Origin of the sequence: Mesorhizobium marinum (genome assembly GCF_040813675.1) — a bacterium.
GTDB lineage: Bacteria > Pseudomonadota > Alphaproteobacteria > Rhizobiales > Rhizobiaceae > Mesorhizobium_K > Mesorhizobium_K marinum.
Genome location: NZ_JBFOCI010000002.1, coordinates 854290 through 874048 on the forward strand (window position 1 = coordinate 854290; position 19759 = coordinate 874048).

The 19759-nt window shown below is 66.3% G+C and carries 16 protein-coding genes; 10 read left to right on the plus strand and 6 right to left on the minus strand.

What is annotated here, in order from left to right:
• The 4 genes from ABUE31_RS09730 to ABUE31_RS09745 all read right to left on the minus strand — a co-directional run bounded on the left by ABUE31_RS09730 (position 1) and on the right by ABUE31_RS09745 (position 5064).
• Complete coding sequence (locus ABUE31_RS09730) at positions 1-231, minus strand: DUF3329 domain-containing protein (RefSeq protein WP_367723336.1); 231 nt, start codon at positions 229-231, stop codon at positions 1-3.
• 16 nt (positions 232-247) lie between these two features.
• Positions 248-1168, minus strand: a complete 921-nt coding sequence (gene iolE / locus ABUE31_RS09735) for a myo-inosose-2 dehydratase (protein ID WP_367723337.1) — start codon at positions 1166-1168, stop codon at positions 248-250.
• Between the two features lie 70 nt (positions 1169-1238).
• The gene (gene iolD / locus ABUE31_RS09740) at positions 1239-3086 is read right to left on the minus strand and encodes a 3D-(3,5/4)-trihydroxycyclohexane-1,2-dione acylhydrolase (decyclizing) (protein WP_367723338.1); all 1848 of its coding nucleotides are present in this window, start codon (positions 3084-3086) and stop codon (positions 1239-1241) included.
• Between the two features lie 61 nt (positions 3087-3147).
• Positions 3148-5064 carry a bifunctional 5-dehydro-2-deoxygluconokinase/5-dehydro-2-deoxyphosphogluconate aldolase gene (locus ABUE31_RS09745; RefSeq protein ID WP_367723339.1) on the minus strand — a complete coding sequence of 639 codons (1917 nt, stop codon included), beginning with the start codon at positions 5062-5064 and terminating at the stop codon, positions 3148-3150.
• A 148-nt stretch (positions 5065-5212) separates the two neighbouring features.
• On the opposite strand from ABUE31_RS09745, the gene iolG reads away from it, so the two are divergent.
• The 5 genes from iolG to ABUE31_RS09770 all read left to right on the plus strand — a co-directional run bounded on the left by iolG (position 5213) and on the right by ABUE31_RS09770 (position 9864).
• The gene (gene iolG, locus ABUE31_RS09750) at positions 5213-6202 is read left to right on the plus strand and encodes an inositol 2-dehydrogenase (RefSeq protein WP_367723340.1); all 990 of its coding nucleotides are present in this window, start codon (positions 5213-5215) and stop codon (positions 6200-6202) included.
• A gap of 11 nt (positions 6203-6213) precedes the next feature.
• Complete coding sequence (locus tag ABUE31_RS09755; RefSeq protein WP_367723341.1) at positions 6214-7041, plus strand: SDR family oxidoreductase; 828 nt, start codon at positions 6214-6216, stop codon at positions 7039-7041.
• Between the two features lie 162 nt (positions 7042-7203).
• A complete protein-coding gene (locus ABUE31_RS09760) occupies positions 7204-7785 on the plus strand; it encodes a sigma-70 family RNA polymerase sigma factor (RefSeq protein ID WP_367723342.1) in 582 nt (193 codons plus the stop codon).
• Positions 7776-8453 carry an anti-sigma factor gene (locus ABUE31_RS09765; RefSeq protein WP_367723343.1) on the plus strand — a complete coding sequence of 226 codons (678 nt, stop codon included), beginning with the start codon at positions 7776-7778 and terminating at the stop codon, positions 8451-8453. The genes ABUE31_RS09760 and ABUE31_RS09765 overlap by 10 nt, the downstream gene beginning before the upstream one ends.
• On the plus strand, positions 8443-9864 hold the full coding sequence (locus ABUE31_RS09770) for a S8 family serine peptidase (protein WP_367723344.1): 1422 nt from the start codon (positions 8443-8445) through the stop codon (positions 9862-9864). Before ABUE31_RS09765 ends, ABUE31_RS09770 begins: the two co-directional genes overlap by 11 nt.
• A 4-nt stretch (positions 9865-9868) precedes the next feature.
• Here ABUE31_RS09770 and ABUE31_RS09775 read toward each other — a convergent pair whose 3' ends face one another.
• Complete coding sequence (locus ABUE31_RS09775; protein ID WP_367723345.1) at positions 9869-10891, minus strand: substrate-binding domain-containing protein; 1023 nt, start codon at positions 10889-10891, stop codon at positions 9869-9871.
• 361 nt (positions 10892-11252) lie between these two features.
• Between ABUE31_RS09775 and ABUE31_RS09780 the strand changes: the two genes are divergently transcribed.
• The 5 genes from ABUE31_RS09780 (at position 11253) to ABUE31_RS09800 (ending at position 17762) form a co-directional block, all read left to right on the plus strand.
• A complete protein-coding gene (locus ABUE31_RS09780; protein WP_367723346.1) occupies positions 11253-12608 on the plus strand; it encodes an ABC transporter substrate-binding protein in 1356 nt (451 codons plus the stop codon).
• A gap of 149 nt (positions 12609-12757) precedes the next feature.
• Positions 12758-13768 (plus strand): carbohydrate ABC transporter permease, encoded by a 1011-nt coding sequence (locus ABUE31_RS09785; RefSeq protein WP_367723347.1) that lies wholly within the window; start codon positions 12758-12760, stop codon positions 13766-13768.
• A 1-nt stretch (position 13769) separates the two neighbouring features.
• The gene (locus ABUE31_RS09790) at positions 13770-14936 is read left to right on the plus strand and encodes a carbohydrate ABC transporter permease (protein WP_367723348.1); all 1167 of its coding nucleotides are present in this window, start codon (positions 13770-13772) and stop codon (positions 14934-14936) included.
• Positions 14937-14940: 4 nt separating this feature from the next.
• On the plus strand, positions 14941-16608 hold the full coding sequence (bglA, locus tag ABUE31_RS09795) for a beta-galactosidase BglA (protein WP_367723349.1): 1668 nt from the start codon (positions 14941-14943) through the stop codon (positions 16606-16608).
• A 41-nt stretch (positions 16609-16649) separates the two neighbouring features.
• The gene (locus ABUE31_RS09800) at positions 16650-17762 is read left to right on the plus strand and encodes an ABC transporter ATP-binding protein (RefSeq protein WP_367723350.1); all 1113 of its coding nucleotides are present in this window, start codon (positions 16650-16652) and stop codon (positions 17760-17762) included.
• A gap of 82 nt (positions 17763-17844) precedes the next feature.
• Here ABUE31_RS09800 and ABUE31_RS09805 read toward each other — a convergent pair whose 3' ends face one another.
• Entirely contained in the window at positions 17845-19746 is a 1902-nt protein-coding gene (locus ABUE31_RS09805; RefSeq protein WP_367723351.1) for an adenylate/guanylate cyclase domain-containing protein, read from the minus strand.
• Positions 19747-19759 lie beyond the last annotated feature (13 nt).

The window sequence follows — 19759 nt, forward strand, 5'->3', positions numbered from 1 at the left end:
TTACTCCTTCGCGCCGGATTGGCCGGACTGGTCATCGGCCGATCCCGCCGGCTCCGGCTCCTTGTAGAGGAAGAAGAACTGCCAGACCGCATAGGCGGTGAAGGCGAGCGCGATGGTGCCCCACATCGACGCCCCCGTGGCGAATTCAAAAATGGACCACGCGGCACAGACCGCGACGACGGCCACGCGCCGCCAGAGAGGTCGGAAAAACGGATGTTCGTGGTCCTTCAAGACGGCTCGCCCTCGATCATGATTTCGGAAAACCCTGCGTCTCGACACTATAGCCCGCCGCAGTGAGGACGCGCATCAATTCCTTGTAGCCGATCTGCGCCATTTTCAGCGGCGGGCTCTGCCTCGGATCCTGCTCGGCCTCGACGACGAACCAGCCTTCGTAGCCGTGGTCGGCCAGCTTGCGCACGATGGCGCCGAAATCCAGCGAGCCGTCGCCCGGTACGGTGAAGGCGCCGAGCGCCACGGCGTCGAGGAAGGAATGCCGGTTCCAGTCCAGGCTTTCCAGGACCGCCATGCGCACGTCCTTGGTGTGGACGTGGCTGATGCGGGCATGGTGCTTGTCGATCACGCGCAGCACGTCGCCGCCGGCAAAAGCCATGTGCCCGGCGTCGAACAGGAGCGGAATGCCCTCGCCGGAATGGTTCATGAAGGCGTCGAGTTCGTGCTCGAACTGGACGACCGCGGCCATGTGGTGGTGATAGGAGAGCGGCATGCCCTGTTCGGCGCACCATTCGCCGAATTCGGTGAGCTTTCGCGCGTAGGCCTTCATCTCGTCGCCGGACAACACCGCCTTGGTCGCCAGCGGAATCGAGCGGTCGCCCTGGATGGAACGGCCGACCTCGCCATAGACGATGCAGGGGGCGTCGACCGCCTTGAACAGCTCGATCATCGGCCGGATGCGGTCCTTGTTGGCAGCGAGATCGCCGTCCGCGGCGAGCGTTCCGGAGAACCATCCGCCGCAGAGCGTCACATCGGCCGCCTTGAGGATCGGCAGCATGACATCGGGGTCGTTCGGGAATCGGCGACCCATCTCCATGCCCGTGAACCCGGCCGATCGCGACTGGCGCAGGCACTCCTCGAGAGACACGTCTTCGCTGAGTTCCAGCAGGTCGTCGTTCCACCATGCGATGGGGGACATGCCCAGTTTGGCTTTCAAGGTGTTGCTCCGATTTTTCCTGCGAGCGTTGCGTGAAGCCCCTCACCTGCATGCCGGCGAGGGCAGACTTCTAGTTCACAAGATGCTGCATCTTGCGCTTCTTCTCGTAGTCCTTGCGGGCCTTCCTGACGCTCGGGCGCACCGAAACCTCGGGCACCGCGACATCCCACCAGTGGCCGCCGGCGTCGGTGGAGACAAGCGGATCGGTGTCGATGACGATGACGCTGGTGCGCTCGTCCTTCCGGGCCTCTTTGAGCGCACGTTCCAGTTCGGCGATCGAGGCGGCTTTGCGGGCGACCGCGCCCATCGAGGCGGCGTGCGCGACGAAGTCGATCTCCGGCATGACCTCACGCAAAGCGTCTCGGAACAGGTTGTTGAAGTTGGCGCCGCCGGTCGCCATCTGCAGCCGGTTGATGCAGCCGAAACCGCGGTTGTCGAGCACGACGATAGTCAGCTTCTTGCCGAGCATCACCGATGTTGCGATCTCGGAATTCATCATCATGTAGCTGCCGTCGCCGAGCATGACGATGACGTCGTCGTCCGGTCGAGCGATCTTGACGCCGAGCCCGCCGGCGATTTCGTAGCCCATGGTCGAATAGCCGTAGTCGAGATGGTAGCTGCCCGGCCGGCCGGCCGGCCACAGCTTGTGCAACTCGCCGGGCAGTCCGCCCGATGCGCAGACCAGCGTGGCCTTCGATCCCCGCACGCGATGCACCGCGCCGATCGCCTGCGCGTCCGACGGCAGGGAATTGGTCGGGTCGGTGGCGGCCCTGGCCGATTTCAGCCACGCCGCCTTGGCGGCCTTGGCGGTCGCCACCCAGGACGCCGGCGATTTCCAGCCACCGAGTTTTGAATCCAACGCCTCGAGCCCGGCCCTGGCGTCGGCGATCAGCGGCAGGGCGCTGTGCTTGGCCGCGTCGAAAAGCTGGACGTTCAGCCCGACTATCCTGGCGCCATCGGCCTTGAACAGCGCCCAGGAACCGGTTGTGAAATCCTGCATCCGGGAGCCGATGGCCAGCACGACGTCCGCCTGTTCGGCCAGCAGGTTGGAGGCTGACGAGCCGGTGACGCCGACCGAGCCCATGTTGAGCGCATGAACATGCGGCAGGCTCGACTTGCCGGCCTGGGTCTCCATGACCGGAATGCCGCGCTTCTCGGCGAAGGCTTTCAGCGCGGCGGTTGCCTCCGAATAGAGCACGCCGCCGCCGGCAATGATGACCGGCTTCTTCGCGGATTTCAGTGCGGCCACCGCCGCATCGAGTTCGCCGGCATCGGGTTGCGGCCGGCGCGGCGTCCAGACGCGCTCGGCGAAAAAGCTCTCCGGATAGTCGAAGGCCTCGGCCTGTACGTCCTGGCAAAGCGACAGTGTGACCGGCCCGCATTCGGCCGGATCGGTCAGCACCTGCATGGCGCGGCTGAGCGCCGGGATGATCTGCTCGGGGCGCGTGATGCGGTCGAAATAGCGCGACACCGGGCGGAAGCAGTCGTTGGCGCTGACGGTGCCGTCGCCGAAGCTCTCGACCTGCTGAAGGACCGGGTCGGGAGCCCGGTTGGCGAAGACGTCGCCCGGCAACAGCAGCAGCGGCAGGCGATTGACATGGGCGAGCGCGGCGGCCGTCACCATGTTGGTCGCCCCCGGACCGATGGATGAGGTAGCGGCCATGAAGCGTCGGCGGAAGCTTGCCTTTGCGAAGGCGATCGCGGCATGCGCCATCGCCTGCTCGTTGTGCGCCCGATAGGTCGGCAGTTCATCGCGCACCTGGTAAAGCGCCTCGCCGACGCCGGCCACGTTGCCGTGGCCGAAGATCGCCCAGACGCCGCCGAAGATCGGCAGCTTCTCCCCGTCGATGACGGTCATCTGGCGGGTCATGAAGCGGATCAGCGCCTGCGCCATCGTCAGGCGGATGGTTTTCGTCATGTTTCCTCCTCCACCTGGCGCGGGCGCCTGTTCCGGCGCCGCCTCCCGGTTCCACCGATTGTTATGCGGCCTTGCGTCCATGCGCGGCAAGCCAGGCGTCGGTCAGTTGCCTGAAGCGCTCGGCCATGTCCGCGACCGCCTGTTCGTCTGACATCGCGCCGGCGAGCCACTTCTCGGCGGCATTCCCGAAGATCGTGCGCCCGACTGCGAAGCCCTTGACGACCGGCACGTTCGCCGTGGCCTGGAAGGCGGCCTGCAGTTCGTCCGCCGGTGCATCGAGCCCGAGCATCACGACGCCCCGGCACCGCGGATCGTTCCTCGTGATCACAGCTTCGATCGCGGCCCACGCGCCGGTCGAGGCCTGCGGCTCGAGCTTCCACCAGTCGGGCTTGATGCCGAGCGCGTAAAGCTCCTCCAGCGCACGTGCGATGGTTCCGTCGTCGAGCGCGCCGTGCTTGCCGGCGATGATCTCGACCAGCAGTTCCCGGCCGACCTTGCGGGCCGCATCGAACAGCGCCCGCAGCTTTTCCTGCTGCTCCGCCTTCAGCTCCGGGGGGTCGTCCGGATGGTAGAAGCACAGGCACTTGATGCAGTGGTCGACCGGCCAATCAACAAGCTGCGAACCGATGTCCTGGCTGAACTCGAAGCGCAGCGGTCGCGATCCCGGCTGTTCGACCGGGCGGCCGAGCCAGGTAAAATCGTGCCGGGCAAACTCGAACATGGCGCTGCGGCCGTATTTCTCGTCGAGCAGCATGCCGTATCCGCTGCGGCCGCCTGCGACCCTGGCCGCAGCCTTGACGGCAAGAACCTTGAAGGTTTCGATCTTCCTGTCGTCGGCGCCGACGCGCCGGACGATCTCATCGAGCTGCACGCGGTGGTCGCAGGCGAACGCCATCAGGAGGGGCACGTCGCTTCGGCGCGTCGTCGCCCAATGGATGTGATTGATCGCCTCGTCCTTGCGCAGTGCCCGGTACTTGCTGCCGTTCTCAAGGAAGAACTGCAGCTCTTCGAAGGTCGGATATTCCGGCGCGCAAAGCAGGCGCGAAACGGCGAACGCCCCGCAGGCGTTGGCCCAGGTCGCCGCGGTTTCGAAGCTTTCGCCGCCGAGCCAGCCGCGCAGCAGGCCCGACATGAACGCGTCGCCGGCGCCCAGCACGTTGTAGATTTCGATCGGAAACCCTTTTCCGACGATGCCGTCCTCTAGGTCGTCGGAGACCGGCCCGTCATAGACGATGCAGCCCATGGCGCCGCGCTTCAGCACGATCGCCGCGCTGGAAACCGCGCGGATCGCCTTGAGCGCGCCGAACACATCGTCGACGCCCGAAGCAATCTTGATTTCTTCCTCGGTGCCGACGATCAGGTCGCAGTCGGGCAGGATCTGCCTCATCTTGGCCGACACGAAGTCCGACTTCACGTAGCGCTCGAACCCTTCGGCATGGCCGGCCAGGCCCCAGAGGTTCGGCCGGTAGTCGATGTCGAACACCACCTTGCGGCCATGCTGCCTGGCGATGCGGATCGCCTTCAACTGGGCCGCCTCGGTATTGGGCCGCGAAAAATGCGTTCCCGTGACGACGATTGCCCGGGCGGACGCGACGAACGCCTCGTCTACATCCGCTTCCGAGAGCGCCATGTCCGCGCAGTCGGTGCGCACGAAGATCATCGGCGAGACGCCCTCGTCCTCCACCGACAGCAGCACCAGTGCGGTCAGGCGTTCCGGATCGGTGACGATGCCCTCGACGGACACGCCTTCGCGGACCAGCTGCTCCCGGATGAAGCGGCCCATCTGCTCGTCGCCGACGCGGGTCAGAAGCGCCGAGCGCAAGCCGAGCCGCGCCGTACCGACAGAGATGTTGGTCGGGCAGCCGCCGACCGACTTGGCAAAGGAGGCGATATCCTCGAGCCGGGTGCCGATCTGCTGGCCATAGAGGTCGACCGAGGCGCGGCCGATCGCAATGACGTCGAGCGCGTCCCCTTGCATTGCTCGTGTCGCGGCGGGTTCTCGGCTGGACATGGTTCTGCTCGCTTTGGGAGTGATGGAATTGAAACACAAATTCCATTTGACAGTCAATGTGGAATATTTATTCTATTTGTAGAATCCACCAGCGGACCTCAGGGAAGGAACTGACATGATTTCGATCGGGCTGCTCGGGGCGGGCCGCATCGGCCAGATTCACGGCAGGAACATAGCGCAATCGCCACGCGCCAGGCTGGTGGCGATCGCCGATCCGATGCCCGATGGGGCGCGGTCGCTGTCCGAGGCAACCGGGGCGCCGGTCAGGACGCCGGACGAGATCCTCGCCGATCCGTCGATCGACGCCATCCTGATCGGCACGCCGACCGATACCCATGCCGACTATATCGACAAGGCCGCAAAATCCGGCAAGGCCGTGTTCTGCGAAAAGCCGGTCGATTTGAACTCTGCCCGCATCAGGAAGACCCTGGAGCGCGTCGAAAAGGCCGGCATTCCGCTGATGATCGGCTTCAATCGCCGCTTCGATCCGAACTTCGCCGCCCTGCAGCGCAGGCTGGCCGACGGCACCGCCGGCAATGTCGAGCTGGTCACCATCCTGTCGCGCGATCCCGGCCCGCCGCCGGTTTCCTACATCGAGCGTTCCGGCGGGCTGTTCCGCGACATGATGATCCACGACTTCGACATGGCGCGTTTCCTGCTCGGCGAGGACGCGGTGGAAGTCTTTGCGTTGGGGTCCGCGCTGGTCGATCCGGCGATCGGCAAGGCGGGCGACGTCGACACCGCAGCTGTGGTGCTGAAGACTGCGAGCGGCAAGATCTGCCAGATCTCCAACTCGCGCCGCGCCACCTACGGCTACGACCAGCGCATCGAGGTGCACGGTTCGAAGGGGCTTCTCTCCGCCGGCAACGTGCACGAGACGACGGTAACCTTCGCCGGCGAAAGGGGCATCAGCGCCGACCCCGTCCAGAACTTCTTCCTCGAACGCTACGCTGCTGCCTACCGCCACGAAATCGATGCGTTCATCGATGCGCTGGTGACCGGCAGGAAACCGAAGCCTGACGGCGTCGACGGGCTTAAGGCGCAGATGATGGCCGACGCCGCGACCAAGTCGCGGGAAACCGGCAAGCCCGTCAAGATCGGCTGAGGGAGACAAGCATGTTTGACGCAAGCTCGCTGAAGAATTCCTCGCTCGAAGGCAAGGTCGCCATCGTCACCGGTTCCACCCAGGGCCTCGGCGAAGGGACGGCGCATCTCTTCGCCGACCGCGGCATAGCCGGCCTCGTCATCACCGGGCGCAGCGCCGAGCGCGGCGCCAGGGTCAAGGCGGACCTCGAAGCCAGGGGCGTGAAGACGGTGTTCGTGGCCGCCGACCTCGCCTCGATGGACGGCACGAGGAAGATCGTGGCCGAGGCCGACCGGGCGTTCGGCCGGGTCGACATCCTCGTCAATTCGGCCGGCATCACCGACCGCGGCACGATCTGGGACACCAGCCCCGACCTGTTCGACGCGATGTTCGCGGTCAACGTGCGCGCTCCATTGTTCCTGATGCAGGATGCGCTCAAGATCATGCGACGCGAGAAGATCGAGGGCTCGATCGTCAACATCATCTCGATGTCGGGACACGGCGGCCAGAGCTTCATCACGGCCTACTGCGCGTCGAAGGGCGCGCTGATCACGCTGACCCGCAACGTCGCCTACTCCGTGATGAACCACCGCATCCGCGTCAACGGCCTGACGATAGGCCACATGAACACGCCGGGCGAGGACCGCATCATGAAGACCTATCACGGCGCGGAGGACGGCTGGCTGGCCGATGCCGAGAAGACCAAGCCGTTCGGCCGTCTTCTCGAGGTCGGCGAGGTCGCCCGCGCCATCGCCTACCTGTCGAGTGCGGAAAGCGGCATGATGACCGGCTCGATCATCGATTTCGACCAGCAGGTGCGCGGCGCGGGCGACGCTCCGTATCCGCCGCCGGCCGTCTGAAGGCAGGCATTCGAGCCGGGTTCTCGCCTCCAGCCCGCTGGCCCGAGGCGGAGGTTGCCCTTTCTCCTGCGCTCCACATCGGTTAAGCCGGAAGTCGCAAAAAAAGATGCGAGGCCGGTGAACCCTTTGCCGCCGAACCGCGACTGAGCCTGCAGGAGCCTCATGGTTGCCACAACCACAGCACCCGGCCATCAGTCCGACCACGAGCTGGTAGCGCGGGTCGCCGGGGGAGATCGCGCCGCCGTAAGGCTCCTGTTCACGCGCCACCACGCCCGGGTCTACCGGTTCGTCGCGCGCCAGACGGGATCGGAAATGATGGCAGACGACATCGCGAACGAAGTGTTCCTGGAAGTATGGCGGCAGGCAGCGGCCTTCGAGGGCCGTTCCGAGGTGTCCACCTGGCTGCTCGGCATCGCGCGCTTCAAGGCGCTGTCGGCGCTGCGCAAGAAGAAGGAGGAATGGCTCGACGACGCGGATGCGGCGGCAATTCCCGACAGCGCGGACACCCCTGAAGTGGCGGTCATGAAGGACGACAAGGCTTCCGCCCTGCGCCGCATGGTCAACGCCCTGCCCGAGGAGCATCGAAGCGTCATCGACCTTGCCTACTACCACGCCAAATCGGTGGCCGAGGTGGCCGAGATTCTCTCGATCCCCGTCGCCACGGTGAAGACCCGCATGTTCTACGCCCGCAAGAAGCTTGGCGAGGCGCTCCAGGCGGCCGGCTTCGAAAGGGGATGGCCATGAGCATCGACGACAACGGCGCGTCCGCCGACATGTCACGCCGCGACGAACTGGAAGCGTTGCTGCCGTTCTACCTGAACGGCACGCTCGAAGGCTCCGACCTCGCGGCCGTCGAACACTGGCTGGCGACCGACGCGGAAGCCGCCGCCGCTCTGGCGGAGGCCGAACTCGAGTTCTCCGGCGCGTCCGCGGCCAACGAGGCGATACGGCCGCCACCGGACGCGCTCAGCCGCTTCGCCAGGGCACTCGAGGCAGAGGCGGGCCCGGAACGCGCAGCCGAACCCTCGCTCTTTGCGAAACTCTGGGATGCCTTCTGGTCGATTCCGGCGAGTGTCGCCTGGGCCGCGGCGGCTGCCGCGGTTGCGCTCGTCCTGGTGCAGACCGTGATGGAGCCCGGTGGGCGCGGCGCCGTCGAAATCGCCGGCACCGGTCAGGCGGAGCAGCCTTTCGCGCTCGTCACCTTCAAGCCGGATGCGCGCATGTCCGACATCGCGGCGTTCCTGTCCGAGCAGGGCGCCAGCATCGTGTCGGGCCCGGCCCCGGGTGGCGTCTTCAAGGTCGTCATTCCCGCCGACACGGTTGCGGAGTACGATCGCATCGTCGGCCTTATTGCTGCCCAGCCCTTTGCCGACACTGCAATCACCGGGAGGAAGCCGGATAATGGCGGTTAGCGCGGGAAAGGCGATTGCCCTTTTGGTTGCGGCGGCGACGATTGTCGCCGCCTTCGCAGCATCCGCACAGACCAATGACCCGAGCCTGACCGACGAAGATCTCGACTGCCTGCGGCGGCAGGCGGCCGGCCTTGATTGCGCGCCGGGCGCGGATTCCGCGAGCGATGCGGCGGCGCCGGGTGGCGTCGTGCTGCTTCCGGCTTTGATCGTCGATCTGTTCCCAAATCCGCCGCCCGCCGAGCCTGTTGGGCCTGCAGCCTCGAGGGCGACAACCGAGCCGACGCCCGCCCCGCCGGCGCCACCCGCCCAACCTCCGGGTTCCTTGGCGGCCCAGCCGCCGGTCGTCGCGCCGGTGGCCGTGCAGGGCGCGTTCGTGCCCGATGAGGTGCTGGTCACGGTCGACGGCGATCCGCAGGCCGTCGCCGAGATCGCCGCAGCCCTCGGCCTCGAGGTGCGCTCTCAACGCACATCCGGCCTGCTGGGCTCGACCCTGGTGCGATACGGCATCCCCGACGGCCGGCCGGTCGGCCTGGTGCTCGCGCAGCTTGCCGGCGACGGCCGCGTGACGCGCCGCGCGCCCAATCACATCTACGACCTGCAGCAGGCGGCCGGAGCGGTGAGCTACGCCTTCCAGCGCATCGCCCTGCAGCCGGACAGCGCCAGCGGCGAGGGTGTCGCCGTCGCCGTGATCGACACCGCGATCGACGAGACCCATCCGGCCATCAGGGACGCCATCGCCGGCCAGTTCGATGCGCTCCCCGGCATCGAGATCGCCGCCCGCGACCACGGCACGTCCGTTGCCGGCCTTATCGCCGGCGTCGGCGCTTTCCGCGGCATCGCGCCCGGCGCCAAGATCTTCCATGCGCGCGCCTTCGAAGGCGGCAAGTCGAACATGGACATCATCCTGTCGGCGCTCGACTGGGCCGCCGGGCAGGATGTCCGCATCGTCAACATGAGTTTCGTCGGGCCGAGCAACGAGATGCTCGAGGCGGCCTGCGCCGCCGCGCGCGACCGCGACATCGTGCTGGTCGCCGCCGCCGGCAATAACGGCCCCGGGGCCCCCTACGGCTATCCGGCGGCCTATGACGGGGTCATAGCCGTCACCGCCACGGACGAAAAGGACCGGCTGATGGCGCAGGCCAACCGCGGCCCCTACGTGTTCGTGGCCGCGCCCGGCGTCAACGTGATCGCGCCGGTCGGCGGCGGGCAGGATTTCGTCACCGGAACCTCCTTCGCCGCCGCAGTTGTGTCCGGCGCCATCGCCAATCTTATCCACGCCGAGCCCGATCGCTCGGCCGACTGGATCGAGGCGGCCTTGTCGTCGACGGCCAGGGATCTCGGGACCACTGGGCGCGACTCCGACTTTGGTTTCGGGTTGATCGACGCTGCTGCGGCCAATTCAATCGAATAGCCGGCTAAGTTTTGGCCGCCGCGATCGACGCCCGCACCACCAAGTCGACAGGCCAGATTTCGCCGAGCGGTTCGGTCTCCTGGCCTGAGAGCCTGGTAGCCAGCCTTTCGGCGACCCGCTGGCCGGCTGCGCGGATCGATGAGCGGGTGGTCGTCAGCGGCACCGAGAAATTCTCGGGCTTCAGCCATGGGAACACATCGTCATGCGCGACCAGCGACACGTCGGCGGGCACCGCGAGCCCCAGGTCGCGGATGGCGCGCACGATGCCGAGCGCCATCATCAGGCTGGAGCAGAGAATGGCTGTCGGCGGTTCGTTGCCCCGGAGCAGGCTCATCGCCGCGCGAAACCCCTCCTCCTCGGTCATGGCCGCGGACCGGATCCGGGCAGGCGGCAGGGCAAGGCCGCTGGCGGCGAGCGCGCGTCGCACGCCGCGTTCGCGGAAGATCGCGAAAGTCTGGCTGGTGTCGCCGTTGATCAGCGCGACGCGCGTGTGGCCGAGTTGCAGGAGCAGACGGGCCGCATCGTGGAAGCCGGCCTCGTTGTCGATGTCCAGGTGGGGGTAGTCGAAGCCCAGGCCCTCGCTGCGTCCGTGCACGATGAACGGCAGGCCAAGCTGGTTGAGAAGCGCGATGCGACGATCCGCCGGACGGGGCGAGGAGACGTAGACGGCGTCGACCTGCTTGTTGGCGACGATCCGCCGATAGGTGGTTTCTTCGTCGTCCGCCGCCGTCGGCGACAGCACGAGGTCGAGCTCGTGGCCGCGCGCGTAGTCGCCGAGGCCGGACAGGAACTCGACGAAATGCGGGTCGATGTCGACCGATGCGCCGGTCGGCATCACGTAGCCGATCATGCCGGCCTTGCCGGTCGCCAGTCGCCGCGCGCTCGGGTTCGGGCGATAGCCGTGCCGCTTGGCGGCATCGGCCACGCGCCGGCGGGTCTCCTCGCTCACCTCCGGATAGCCGTTCAGCGCGCGGCTGACCGTCGTCTGCGACAGCGCCAGCATGTTGGATAGCTGTTTGAGGTTCACGTCGACTCCGTTCGCCAAAGCGCTTTCAAACCGATTTCTCCGGTGGCCGGGCAAGCCGTGCGCCGGTGAAGTGCTTTGATCATATCGCCATTGGACGGCGGAGAAAACCGCAACGGGAGCCAAAAGGCTGCAAAATATGATGCAATGCGGCAGGACACCTTCATGCGCGTAAAACGACTAGACCACATTTCGCTTGACTTGCCGGGCGATCAATGTCGATATTCCGGCAGCCAAAGCGCTTTGAAGATACTTTTGGATCAGTTGCGGTTGGTGTGGTCCTGAGGCAAGCTTCATTGCGGGGTCGGCAGGGCGGAATTGGAGGTTCCGTCCCGTGTCACGTGATCCACAGGGAGGACTGTCGATGAAAAAGACCCTTTTGCTGGGCGCCGCGATTGCCGCGCTCGCTTGCGCCGCGCCTGCCGCGGCCGAACTGAAATTCAAGCCTGGCGAAGACTCGAGGTTCCATTGGGAGAACTTCGAGGAACTGAAGAAGGTCGACTTAAAGGGGGAGACGCTGAGCATTTTCGGACCCTGGCGCGGCGAGGACGAGGCGCTGGTTCGCTCCATGCTCGACTACTTCATCGAGGCCACCGGCGTCACCATCAACTATTCCTCGTCCGAGAACTACGAACAGCAGATCGTCATCGATACCCAGGCAGGCAGCCCGCCGAACATCGCCATCCTGCCCCAGCCGGGCCTGCTGCAGGATCTCGCGTCGAAGGGCCTGCTGGTGCCGCTCGGCGACGACGTCGCCAACTTCGTCAAGGACAATTACGGCGCGGGCCAGTCCTGGGTCGACCTTGGCACCTACAAGGACAAGGACGGCGCCGAGAAGTTCTTTGCCTTCCCCTACAAGGCCGACCTGAAGTCGCTGGTATGGTACGTGCCGGAGAATTTCGAGGAAGCCGGCTATGAGGTGCCGAAGACCTGGGAGGAGCTGCAGGCCCTGACCGACAAGATCGTCGAGGACGGCGGCGTGCCGTGGTGCATCGGGCTCGGCTCGGGCGGCGCCACCGGCTGGCCGGCGACTGACTGGGTCGAGGACATCATGCTGCGCACCGCGCCGCCCGAGACCTACGACAAGTGGACGACCAACGAGATCCCGTTCAATGACCCGGCCGTGGTCAATGCGCTGCAGATCTTCGCCGACATCGCCACCAACGACAAATATGTCGATGGCGGCAAGGCCGCGGTCGCCGCCACCGACTTCCGCGACAGCCCGAAGGGGCTCTTCGGCCTGCCGCCGAAGTGCTACCTGCACCGCCAGGCGTCGTTCATCTCGTCCTTCTTCCCGGAAGGCACCAAGCTTGGCGTCGATGCCGACTTCTTCTACCTGCCGCCGATGGCCTCCAAGCCGGAACTCGGCAACCCCGTGCTCGGCGCCGGCACGCTCGTCGCGATCACCAAGGATTCCAAGGCGGCGCGGGCGTTCATCGACTTCCTCGAAATGCCGCTGGCCCACGAGGTCTGGATGGCGCAGTCCGGCCTGCTGACCCCGCTGAAGACGGTCAACCAGGAAGCCTATGCCAATGACCAGCTCAAGAAGCAGGGCGACATCCTGGTCAACGCGTCGACTTTCCGCTTCGACGGATCCGACCTGATGCCCGGCAAGATCGGGGCGGGCGCCTTCTGGACCGGCATGATCGACCTCGTCGGCGGCAAGTCCGCCGAGGACGTCGCCACCGACATCCAGAAGAGCTGGGACGCGATCAAGTAAGGCGCGGTGGGGACGGGCCGCCGGCCTGTCCCCACGGTTCCAGCGGTCGGAAGGCGCCGGACAGGCCCTGCCGGCGCTCGGAACCTGCTATCCTGTAGGCCGCACGATCGACTGCCCATACCCGACTGCCACAAGCACCGGAGGGACCCGTGGCTGCTCAGATTCTCTCTGCCATCATCACCATCATCGTCGGCGTCGGCGGCGCCATCGCCTATTTCTGGGGCGCCAACAAGCTGCTCGACCTGGTGTTCCCGTCGCGCGGCGTGGCCGGCATGGCGGCTGTCGACAATCTGCGCCGCCAGGGCGTCATCCGCCCGTGGCTGTTCATCGGCCCGGCGCTGATCATCATGATCGTCTACCTGATCTATCCGGTGGTGCAGACGGTCTATCTGTCGTTCCACGACCGGGCCGGCGAAAACTTCGTCGGCGGCGCAAACTACGCCTGGGCGTTCGGCGACCGCGAGTTCAGGAACTCGATCTTCAACAACCTGCTCTGGCTCGCCGTCGTGCCTGCCGCCTGCACCTTCCTCGGTCTCGTCATCGCCGTGCTGACCGACAAGATCTGGTGGGGCACGATCGCCAAGAGCCTGATCTTCCTGCCGCTCGCCATCTCCTTCGTCGGCGCCAGCGTGATCTGGAAGTTCATCTACGAATACCGTGGCGACGGGCAGGTCCAGATCGGATTGCTCAACGCCATCGTCCAGTACCTCGGCGGCAATCCCCAGGTGTGGATATCGCTGCCCTTCTGGAACAACTTCTTCCTGATGGTCATCCTGATCTGGATCCAGACGGGCTTCGCCATGGTCATCCTGTCGGCGGCGCTGCGCGGCATACCCGAGGAGACCATCGAGGCGGCCGTCATCGACGGCGCCAGCCCCTTCCAGATCTTCTGGAAGATCATGATCCCGCAGATCTGGAGCACCATCGCCGTCGTCTGGACGACCATCACCATCCTGGTCCTCAAGGTGTTCGACATCGTCCTGACGATGACCAACGGCCAGTGGAACAGCCAGGTTCTGGCAAACCTCATGTTCGACTGGATGTTTCGCGGCGGCGGCGATTTCGGCCGCGGCGCGACGATCGCCATCATCATCATGCTGGCGGTGCTGCCGATCATGATCTGGAACATTCGCCAGGCCAACAGGGAAGGAGGGCTCTGACATGGCGCAGGCAAGCGGCAATTCCGCAGGCAAGTCCTTCTTTGGACGGTTCGGGGTTCATATCGCCGTCCTGATCCTTGTCACCATCTGGACCATCCCGACGCTCGGCATCCTGGTGTCGTCCCTGCGCGACAAGGACCAGATCATCGTGTCGGGCTGGTGGAATTCCTTCTCCAGTTCGACCCAGACCGAGGCCGGGCGCCTTCCGCCACCCTCCGAACAGGTGGAAAAGGACGGCAGGTTCGTCATCGAGGGCAACGTCTTCGGCGACGGCCCGGTCCGCCAGGTCAGCGCCTTCGGCGTGCGCTCGGCGGCGCCGACGCAGTACGCGGTCGGCGAGGTCGCCGATCTCGGCGACGGCGTGACCCTGCAGGTGAACGAGGATGGCGGCGCCATCCTGTCGTCGCCGATCGCCTTCGAGGGCGCGCGCGGCCAGCGCGTCTACTACGCCTCCTCGGCGCCGCCGCGCTTCACCACGGAAAACTACGAGACGGTGCTGTTCTCCGAGGGCATCGGCCGCTCCTTCATCAACTCGCTGACGGTCACGGTCCCCGCGACGATAATCCCCATCATGATCGCGGCATTTGCCGCCTATGCGCTCGCCTGGATGCGGTTTCCGGGGCGCGCGCTGATCATCGCCACCATCATCGGGCTCTTGGTCGTGCCGCTGCAGATGGCGCTGATCCCGCTGCTGCAACTCTACAACGGCGTCGCCCTGTTCTTCGGCGTGCCGTCCAAGACCTATCTCGGCATCTGGCTGGCGCACACCGGCTTCGGCCTGCCCTTCGCCATCTACCTGCTGCGCAGCTACATGGCCGGCCTGCCGCGAGAATTGATGGAATCGGCCCGCATCGACGGGGCCAGCGACTTCGAGATTTTCCTGAAGATCGTCCTGCCGCTGTCGTTCCCGGTGCTGGCGTCGTTCGCGATCTTCCAGTTCCTCTGGGTCTGGAACGACCTTCTGGTCGCCATGGTGTTCCTGGGCTCCGGCTCGGACCAGCTGGTTCTCACCGGTAAGCTCAACGCGCTGCTCGGATCGCGCGGCGGCGACTGGGAGATCCTGACCACATCGGCCTTCGTCACCATCATCGTGCCGCTGATCGTGTTCTTCTCGCTGCAGCGCTACTTCGTGCGTGGGCTGCTGGCCGGCTCGGTGAAGGGAGGCTGAAGCCATGCAGGCTGCGGCACGCAACCTGGCGCAACCCGAACCCGCCCCCGACCGGGACTGGTGGCGCGGCGCGGTGATCTACCAGATCTATCCGCGCAGCTTCCAGGACTCCAACGGCGACGGCATCGGCGATCTCAAGGGCATCATGGGCCGGCTCGCCTACATCGCCGCGCTCGGCGTCGACGCGATCTGGATCTCGCCCTTCTTCAAGTCGCCGATGAAGGACTTCGGCTACGACGTCTCGGACTATTGCGACGTCGATCCGATGTTCGGCACGCTCGCCGACTTCGACGCGCTGGTGGAGGAGGCGCACCGGCTCGGGCTGCGCGTCATGATCGACGAGGTGATCTCGCACACCTCCGACATCCATCCGTGGTTCAAGGAAAGCCGGTCGAGCCGCGACAACCCGAAGGCCGACTGGTACGTCTGGGCCGATGCACGGCCCGACGGCACGCCGCCCAGCAACTGGCTGTCTATCTTCGGGGGCTCGGCGTGGCAGTGGGACACCCGCCGCCAGCAATACTACCTGCACAACTTCCTGGCCGAGCAGCCGGACCTCAACTTCCACAACGCCGAGGTGCAGGAGGCGCTGCTCGACGTCACGCGCTTCTGGCTCGACCGCGGCGTCGACGGCTTTCGCCTCGACACGATCAATTTCTACTTCCACAGCCGCGGGCTGGAGGACAACCCTGCGCTGCCGCCCGACCAGCGCAACGACCAGACCGCGCCGGCGGTGAACCCCTACAACTACCAGGACCACCTGTACGACAAGAGCCGGCCCGAGAATCTCGCCTTCCTGGAGCGGTTCCGCGCGCTGCTCGACGAATATCCGGCAGCCGCCGCGGTCGGCGAGGTCGGCGATTCCCAGCGCGGCCTCGAGGTCGTCGCCGCCTACACCGCCGGCGAGTCCCGCATCCAGATGTGCTACGCCTTCGATTTCCTGGCGCCGGAGAAGATCAGCGCAGCCCGGGTGCGCGCCGTGCTCGAGGCGTTCGGCAGCGTCGCCAGCGACGGCTGGTCATGCTGGGCCTTCTCGAACCACGACGTCATGCGCCATGCCTCGCGCTGGGCTGCGAACGAGCCCGACCGGCTTGCCTATCTGAAGGTCGTTTCGGCGCTGCTCATGTCGCTGCGCGGCTCGGTCTGCCTCTATCAGGGCGAGGAGCTCGGCCTCGGCGAGGCAGAGCTGTCGTTCGAGGATCTGCAGGATCCCTACGGCATCCGCTTCTGGCCCGAATTCAAGGGACGCGACGGATGCCGCACGCCGATGGTCTGGGACGACGAGGAGCCGAGCGGGGGCTTCTCCACGGCCCGGCCCTGGCTCCCGGTTGCGCGCGAGCACCTTCCGCTGGCGGTGAACAGGCAGCAGGGCGATCCGGCCTCGCTGCTCGAGCACTACCGACGCTTCCTGGCTTTCCGGCAGGGGCACCCCGCGCTGGTCAAGGGCGAGATCGAGTTTCTCGCCGTCGAGGGAGACGCGGTCGCCTTCGCGCGCCGCCAGGGCAACGAGCGGATCGTATGCGCCTTCAATCTCGGCAGCGCGCCGGCGGCGCTGGCGCTCGGCGATGGACGGAGCGGACAGGCGCTCGGCGGACACGGTCTGCAGGGGACAATGGAAGGAAACGGGATCGCGCTGCCGGGCTACGGGGCGTGGTTCGGCCGGCTCGCCTAGTCGCCGGCCAGCGTGCAGGAACTGGAACCAGGGAGAAGACGATGGCAGATCTCACCCTCAGGCAGGTCAAGAAGGCCTACGGCAGCCTGAACATCCTTCACGGTATCGATCTCGACATCAGCTCGGGCGAGTTCATCGTCTTCGTCGGGCCGTCCGGTTGCGGCAAGTCGACCCTGCTCAGGACCATCGCCGGCCTCGAGGAGATCACCGCGGGCGAACTGAAGATAGCCGGCGAGGTGGTCAACGACGTGCCGCCCTCCAAGCGCGGCATCGCCATGGTTTTCCAGTCCTACGCGCTCTACCCGCACATGACGGTCTACGACAACATGGCCTTCGGCATGAAGATCGCCCGGGAGAACAAGGCCGAGATCGACAGGCGCGTGCGCGCCGCAGCCGAGATCCTGCAGTTGACGAAGTACCTCGACCGCCTGCCCAAGGCGATGTCCGGCGGCCAGCGACAGCGCGTCGCCATCGGCCGCGCCATCGTCCGCAATCCGAAGGTGTTTCTGTTCGACGAGCCGCTGTCCAACCTCGACGCAGCGCTGCGCGTCGCCACCCGCATCGAAATCGCGAAACTCAAGGAATCGATGCCCGAGACCACGATGATCTACGTCACCCACGACCAGGTCGAGGCGATGACGCTCGCCGACCGAATCGTCGTCCTCAAGGACGGCCGCATCGAGCAGGTCGGCACGCCGATGGAGCTCTACCACCACCCGGGCAATTTGTTCGTCGCGCAATTCATCGGCTCGCCGGCCATGAACATCGTGCCGGCGACCATCGAGAAGGCGGGACCGACGACATCGATCGCGATATCAGGGGGGCTGAAGGCCGACGTACCGGTCGCCACCCCGGCCGACGCCGCCGGCGTGTCTATCAGCTTCGGCGTGCGCCCGGAGGACCTGCGTGTCGCCGCCGGCGGCCCGGTGCTGTTTGAGGGGCGCGTCGACTATATCGAGCAGCTGGGCGAGGTGAAGCTCGTCTATCTGGATGTCGGCCGGCCCGACGAGCCGATCGTCGTCAAGCTGCCCGGGAATGCCGACGTCAAGCGCGGCCAGACCCTCAAGGTGGAGGCGGACCCCGGCACGCTGCACATCTTCAACGCCGACGGACGCTCTTTCTCGCGCGAGCAGACAGCCGCCAAAGCCGCCTGACCTATCCTCCCGTCGGGCGCTTTGTGGGCGGGCTCCCGCGAGGGGGCCCGCCTGCCTTTGCCAGGGCGGTGCCCGGGCACGATCAGGCCGCCCCCGCCTGCTGCTGGTCCGATATGTCGGCGACCTCGCCGATCACGTAGACGTCGATGGCCTCGCCGCGGCCGCGAAGGCGGTGTCGCCCCGAGGGGATGGTCTCGAAGCGCCCGTCGAGCCGCGCCGCGGTCTCGGCCGAGACAGCGATGATCGTCGCGGCGTCGGGCGCAATCACCTTGCCCAGGCCCTGCAGCCGTTGGCTGACATTCACCGTGTCGCCGATGATCGTGTAGTTCACGCGGTCCGAAGCGCCGATATTGCCGACGATCACCGGGCCGGTATGGATGCCGATCCGCACCCGGAACACTGCACGTCCCTCGGCTTCCGCCGTCCGGTTGTCGGCGGCGAGGTCCTCGCGGATCTGCGCGGCTGCCCGCACCGCGGCGGCGGCATGCCCCTTCAGCCGGTCCGGCGCGCCGAAGAACGCCATCATGCCGTCGCCGAGGAACTTGTCGACCGTGCCGCCATGCGCATCGACCGCGCGGCAGAGGATGGCGAAATGCCGGTTCAGGAGCCGCGCCGATTCCGCGGCGTCCATCTGCTCGGACAGGCTGGTGAAATCGGCAATGTCGGTGAACATGACCGTGACGATGGTCTCGCGCGGTTCGGCGATGCCGATTTCGCCGGTGCGCACCAGCTTCGCGACGAGCGAGCGTGGAATGTAGGTGGAGAAGGCGCGCAGACCGACGAGCATGGCGTTGAAGGCCGAGGCGTGTTCGTCCAGTTCCTTGATGCGGCTTCGCGGCAGCGGCGTCACGTCGTCGAGGTCGAAATCCGCGATCCGCTTCGCCTGTCCGGCGATCGCCTGGACCGGTCGCGACAGGCGCTTGCCGAGCAGGATGGCGACGAGCACCGCGACCACCATGGCGGCCAGCCCGAGCATGGCCGATCCGATGACGCGCTCGATCTCGCCGCTGATCTGGCTGCCCCTGAAATAGGCCCCGATCGTCCAGGGCTGCTCGCCGAAGCCGGTTATCTTGCGGCTCATCGCGACATAGGAATTTTCGTCCCACCAGTCGTCTTCGCCGTCACCGAGCTTGATCTCCGCGAATTCGACGTTGCGGGCGCGCCTTCCGCCGAATTCGTTGTCCACCTTGCGCGACGAGTAGGCCGCCAGCACCGGGTCGCCGAAAGCGGCGAGCGGCGTCAGCGGCGCCAGTCCTTTGGAGCGGGCATCGGGCTCCGCCAGCCGCTCGTCGGCGATGACGCGGTCCTCGCCGTCGAGGATGAAGGCATGCGTGCCGAAGCGCTTGGAGAGGTCGCGCGCGATCTCGGAAAGCCGCTTCAGTTCGACGGCAGCTATCGCCCATCCCTGCGGCGCCCCGCCGCCGCGCGAAAGCGGCATCGACACATTGGCGAACAGCCCGTGCTCGTTGGCGACGAACGAGCCCCACAGCAGCCGGTTGTAATGGCGGCGCTCCGCCAGCGCGGCCAGGACCTGGGCGGACTTCTCGACCGTCGGCGGCATCAGTACGATCCGCCCGTCGGTGTCCCGCGCGACGCCCCTGCAGGTCATGTCGGGCGTGCAGATCATCATCGCGGTCGCTTGGGGCGCCGCCGAAAGCGCGCCTGCAAGCGCCGCCGACATCGCTTCGCTGTCGTCGATCTGAAATTCCGACTGCGCGTAGAGCTGCGACACGCCGGTCACGGCGCTTTCGGCCTGCGCCATTTCCGAGCGCAGCGAATCCTCCATGGCATCAACGAGTAGGGTCGTCTGCCCGCCGAGCAGGTCAAGCGTGTTGCGGACGTTGGCCCCGACCGTCAGCGCGAGCACGCCGCCGACGGAGAGCAACACCAGCGTCGCGAAGCTGACCGCGATGATCACCGCGACCGGAATGCGGTGGCGCCTGTCTGCGGGGCGGACAAACCGCACCGGTTCATTCGAATCCATGCCGTCAATGTCG

What these genes read in the sequence shown, in the direction of transcription:
- ABUE31_RS09780 (WP_367723346.1), top strand. Translation starts at nt 11,253, where the DNA reads ATGAAAAAGACCCTTTTGCTGGGCGCCGCGATTGCCGCGCTCGCTTGC.
- ABUE31_RS09760 (WP_367723342.1), top strand. Translation starts at nt 7,204, where the DNA reads ATGGTTGCCACAACCACAGCACCCGGCCATCAGTCCGACCACGAGCTG.
- ABUE31_RS09805 (WP_367723351.1), bottom strand. Translation starts at nt 19,746, where the DNA reads ATGGATTCGAATGAACCGGTGCGGTTTGTCCGCCCCGCAGACAGGCGC.
- ABUE31_RS09745 (WP_367723339.1), bottom strand. Translation starts at nt 5,064, where the DNA reads ATGCAAGGGGACGCGCTCGACGTCATTGCGATCGGCCGCGCCTCGGTC.
- ABUE31_RS09765 (WP_367723343.1), top strand. Translation starts at nt 7,776, where the DNA reads ATGGCCATGAGCATCGACGACAACGGCGCGTCCGCCGACATGTCACGC.
- iolD (WP_367723338.1), bottom strand. Translation starts at nt 3,086, where the DNA reads ATGACGAAAACCATCCGCCTGACGATGGCGCAGGCGCTGATCCGCTTC.
- bglA (WP_367723349.1), top strand. Translation starts at nt 14,941, where the DNA reads ATGCAGGCTGCGGCACGCAACCTGGCGCAACCCGAACCCGCCCCCGAC.
- iolG (WP_367723340.1), top strand. Translation starts at nt 5,213, where the DNA reads ATGATTTCGATCGGGCTGCTCGGGGCGGGCCGCATCGGCCAGATTCAC.
- ABUE31_RS09770 (WP_367723344.1), top strand. Translation starts at nt 8,443, where the DNA reads ATGGCGGTTAGCGCGGGAAAGGCGATTGCCCTTTTGGTTGCGGCGGCG.
- ABUE31_RS09790 (WP_367723348.1), top strand. Translation starts at nt 13,770, where the DNA reads ATGGCGCAGGCAAGCGGCAATTCCGCAGGCAAGTCCTTCTTTGGACGG.
- ABUE31_RS09755 (WP_367723341.1), top strand. Translation starts at nt 6,214, where the DNA reads ATGTTTGACGCAAGCTCGCTGAAGAATTCCTCGCTCGAAGGCAAGGTC.
- ABUE31_RS09800 (WP_367723350.1), top strand. Translation starts at nt 16,650, where the DNA reads ATGGCAGATCTCACCCTCAGGCAGGTCAAGAAGGCCTACGGCAGCCTG.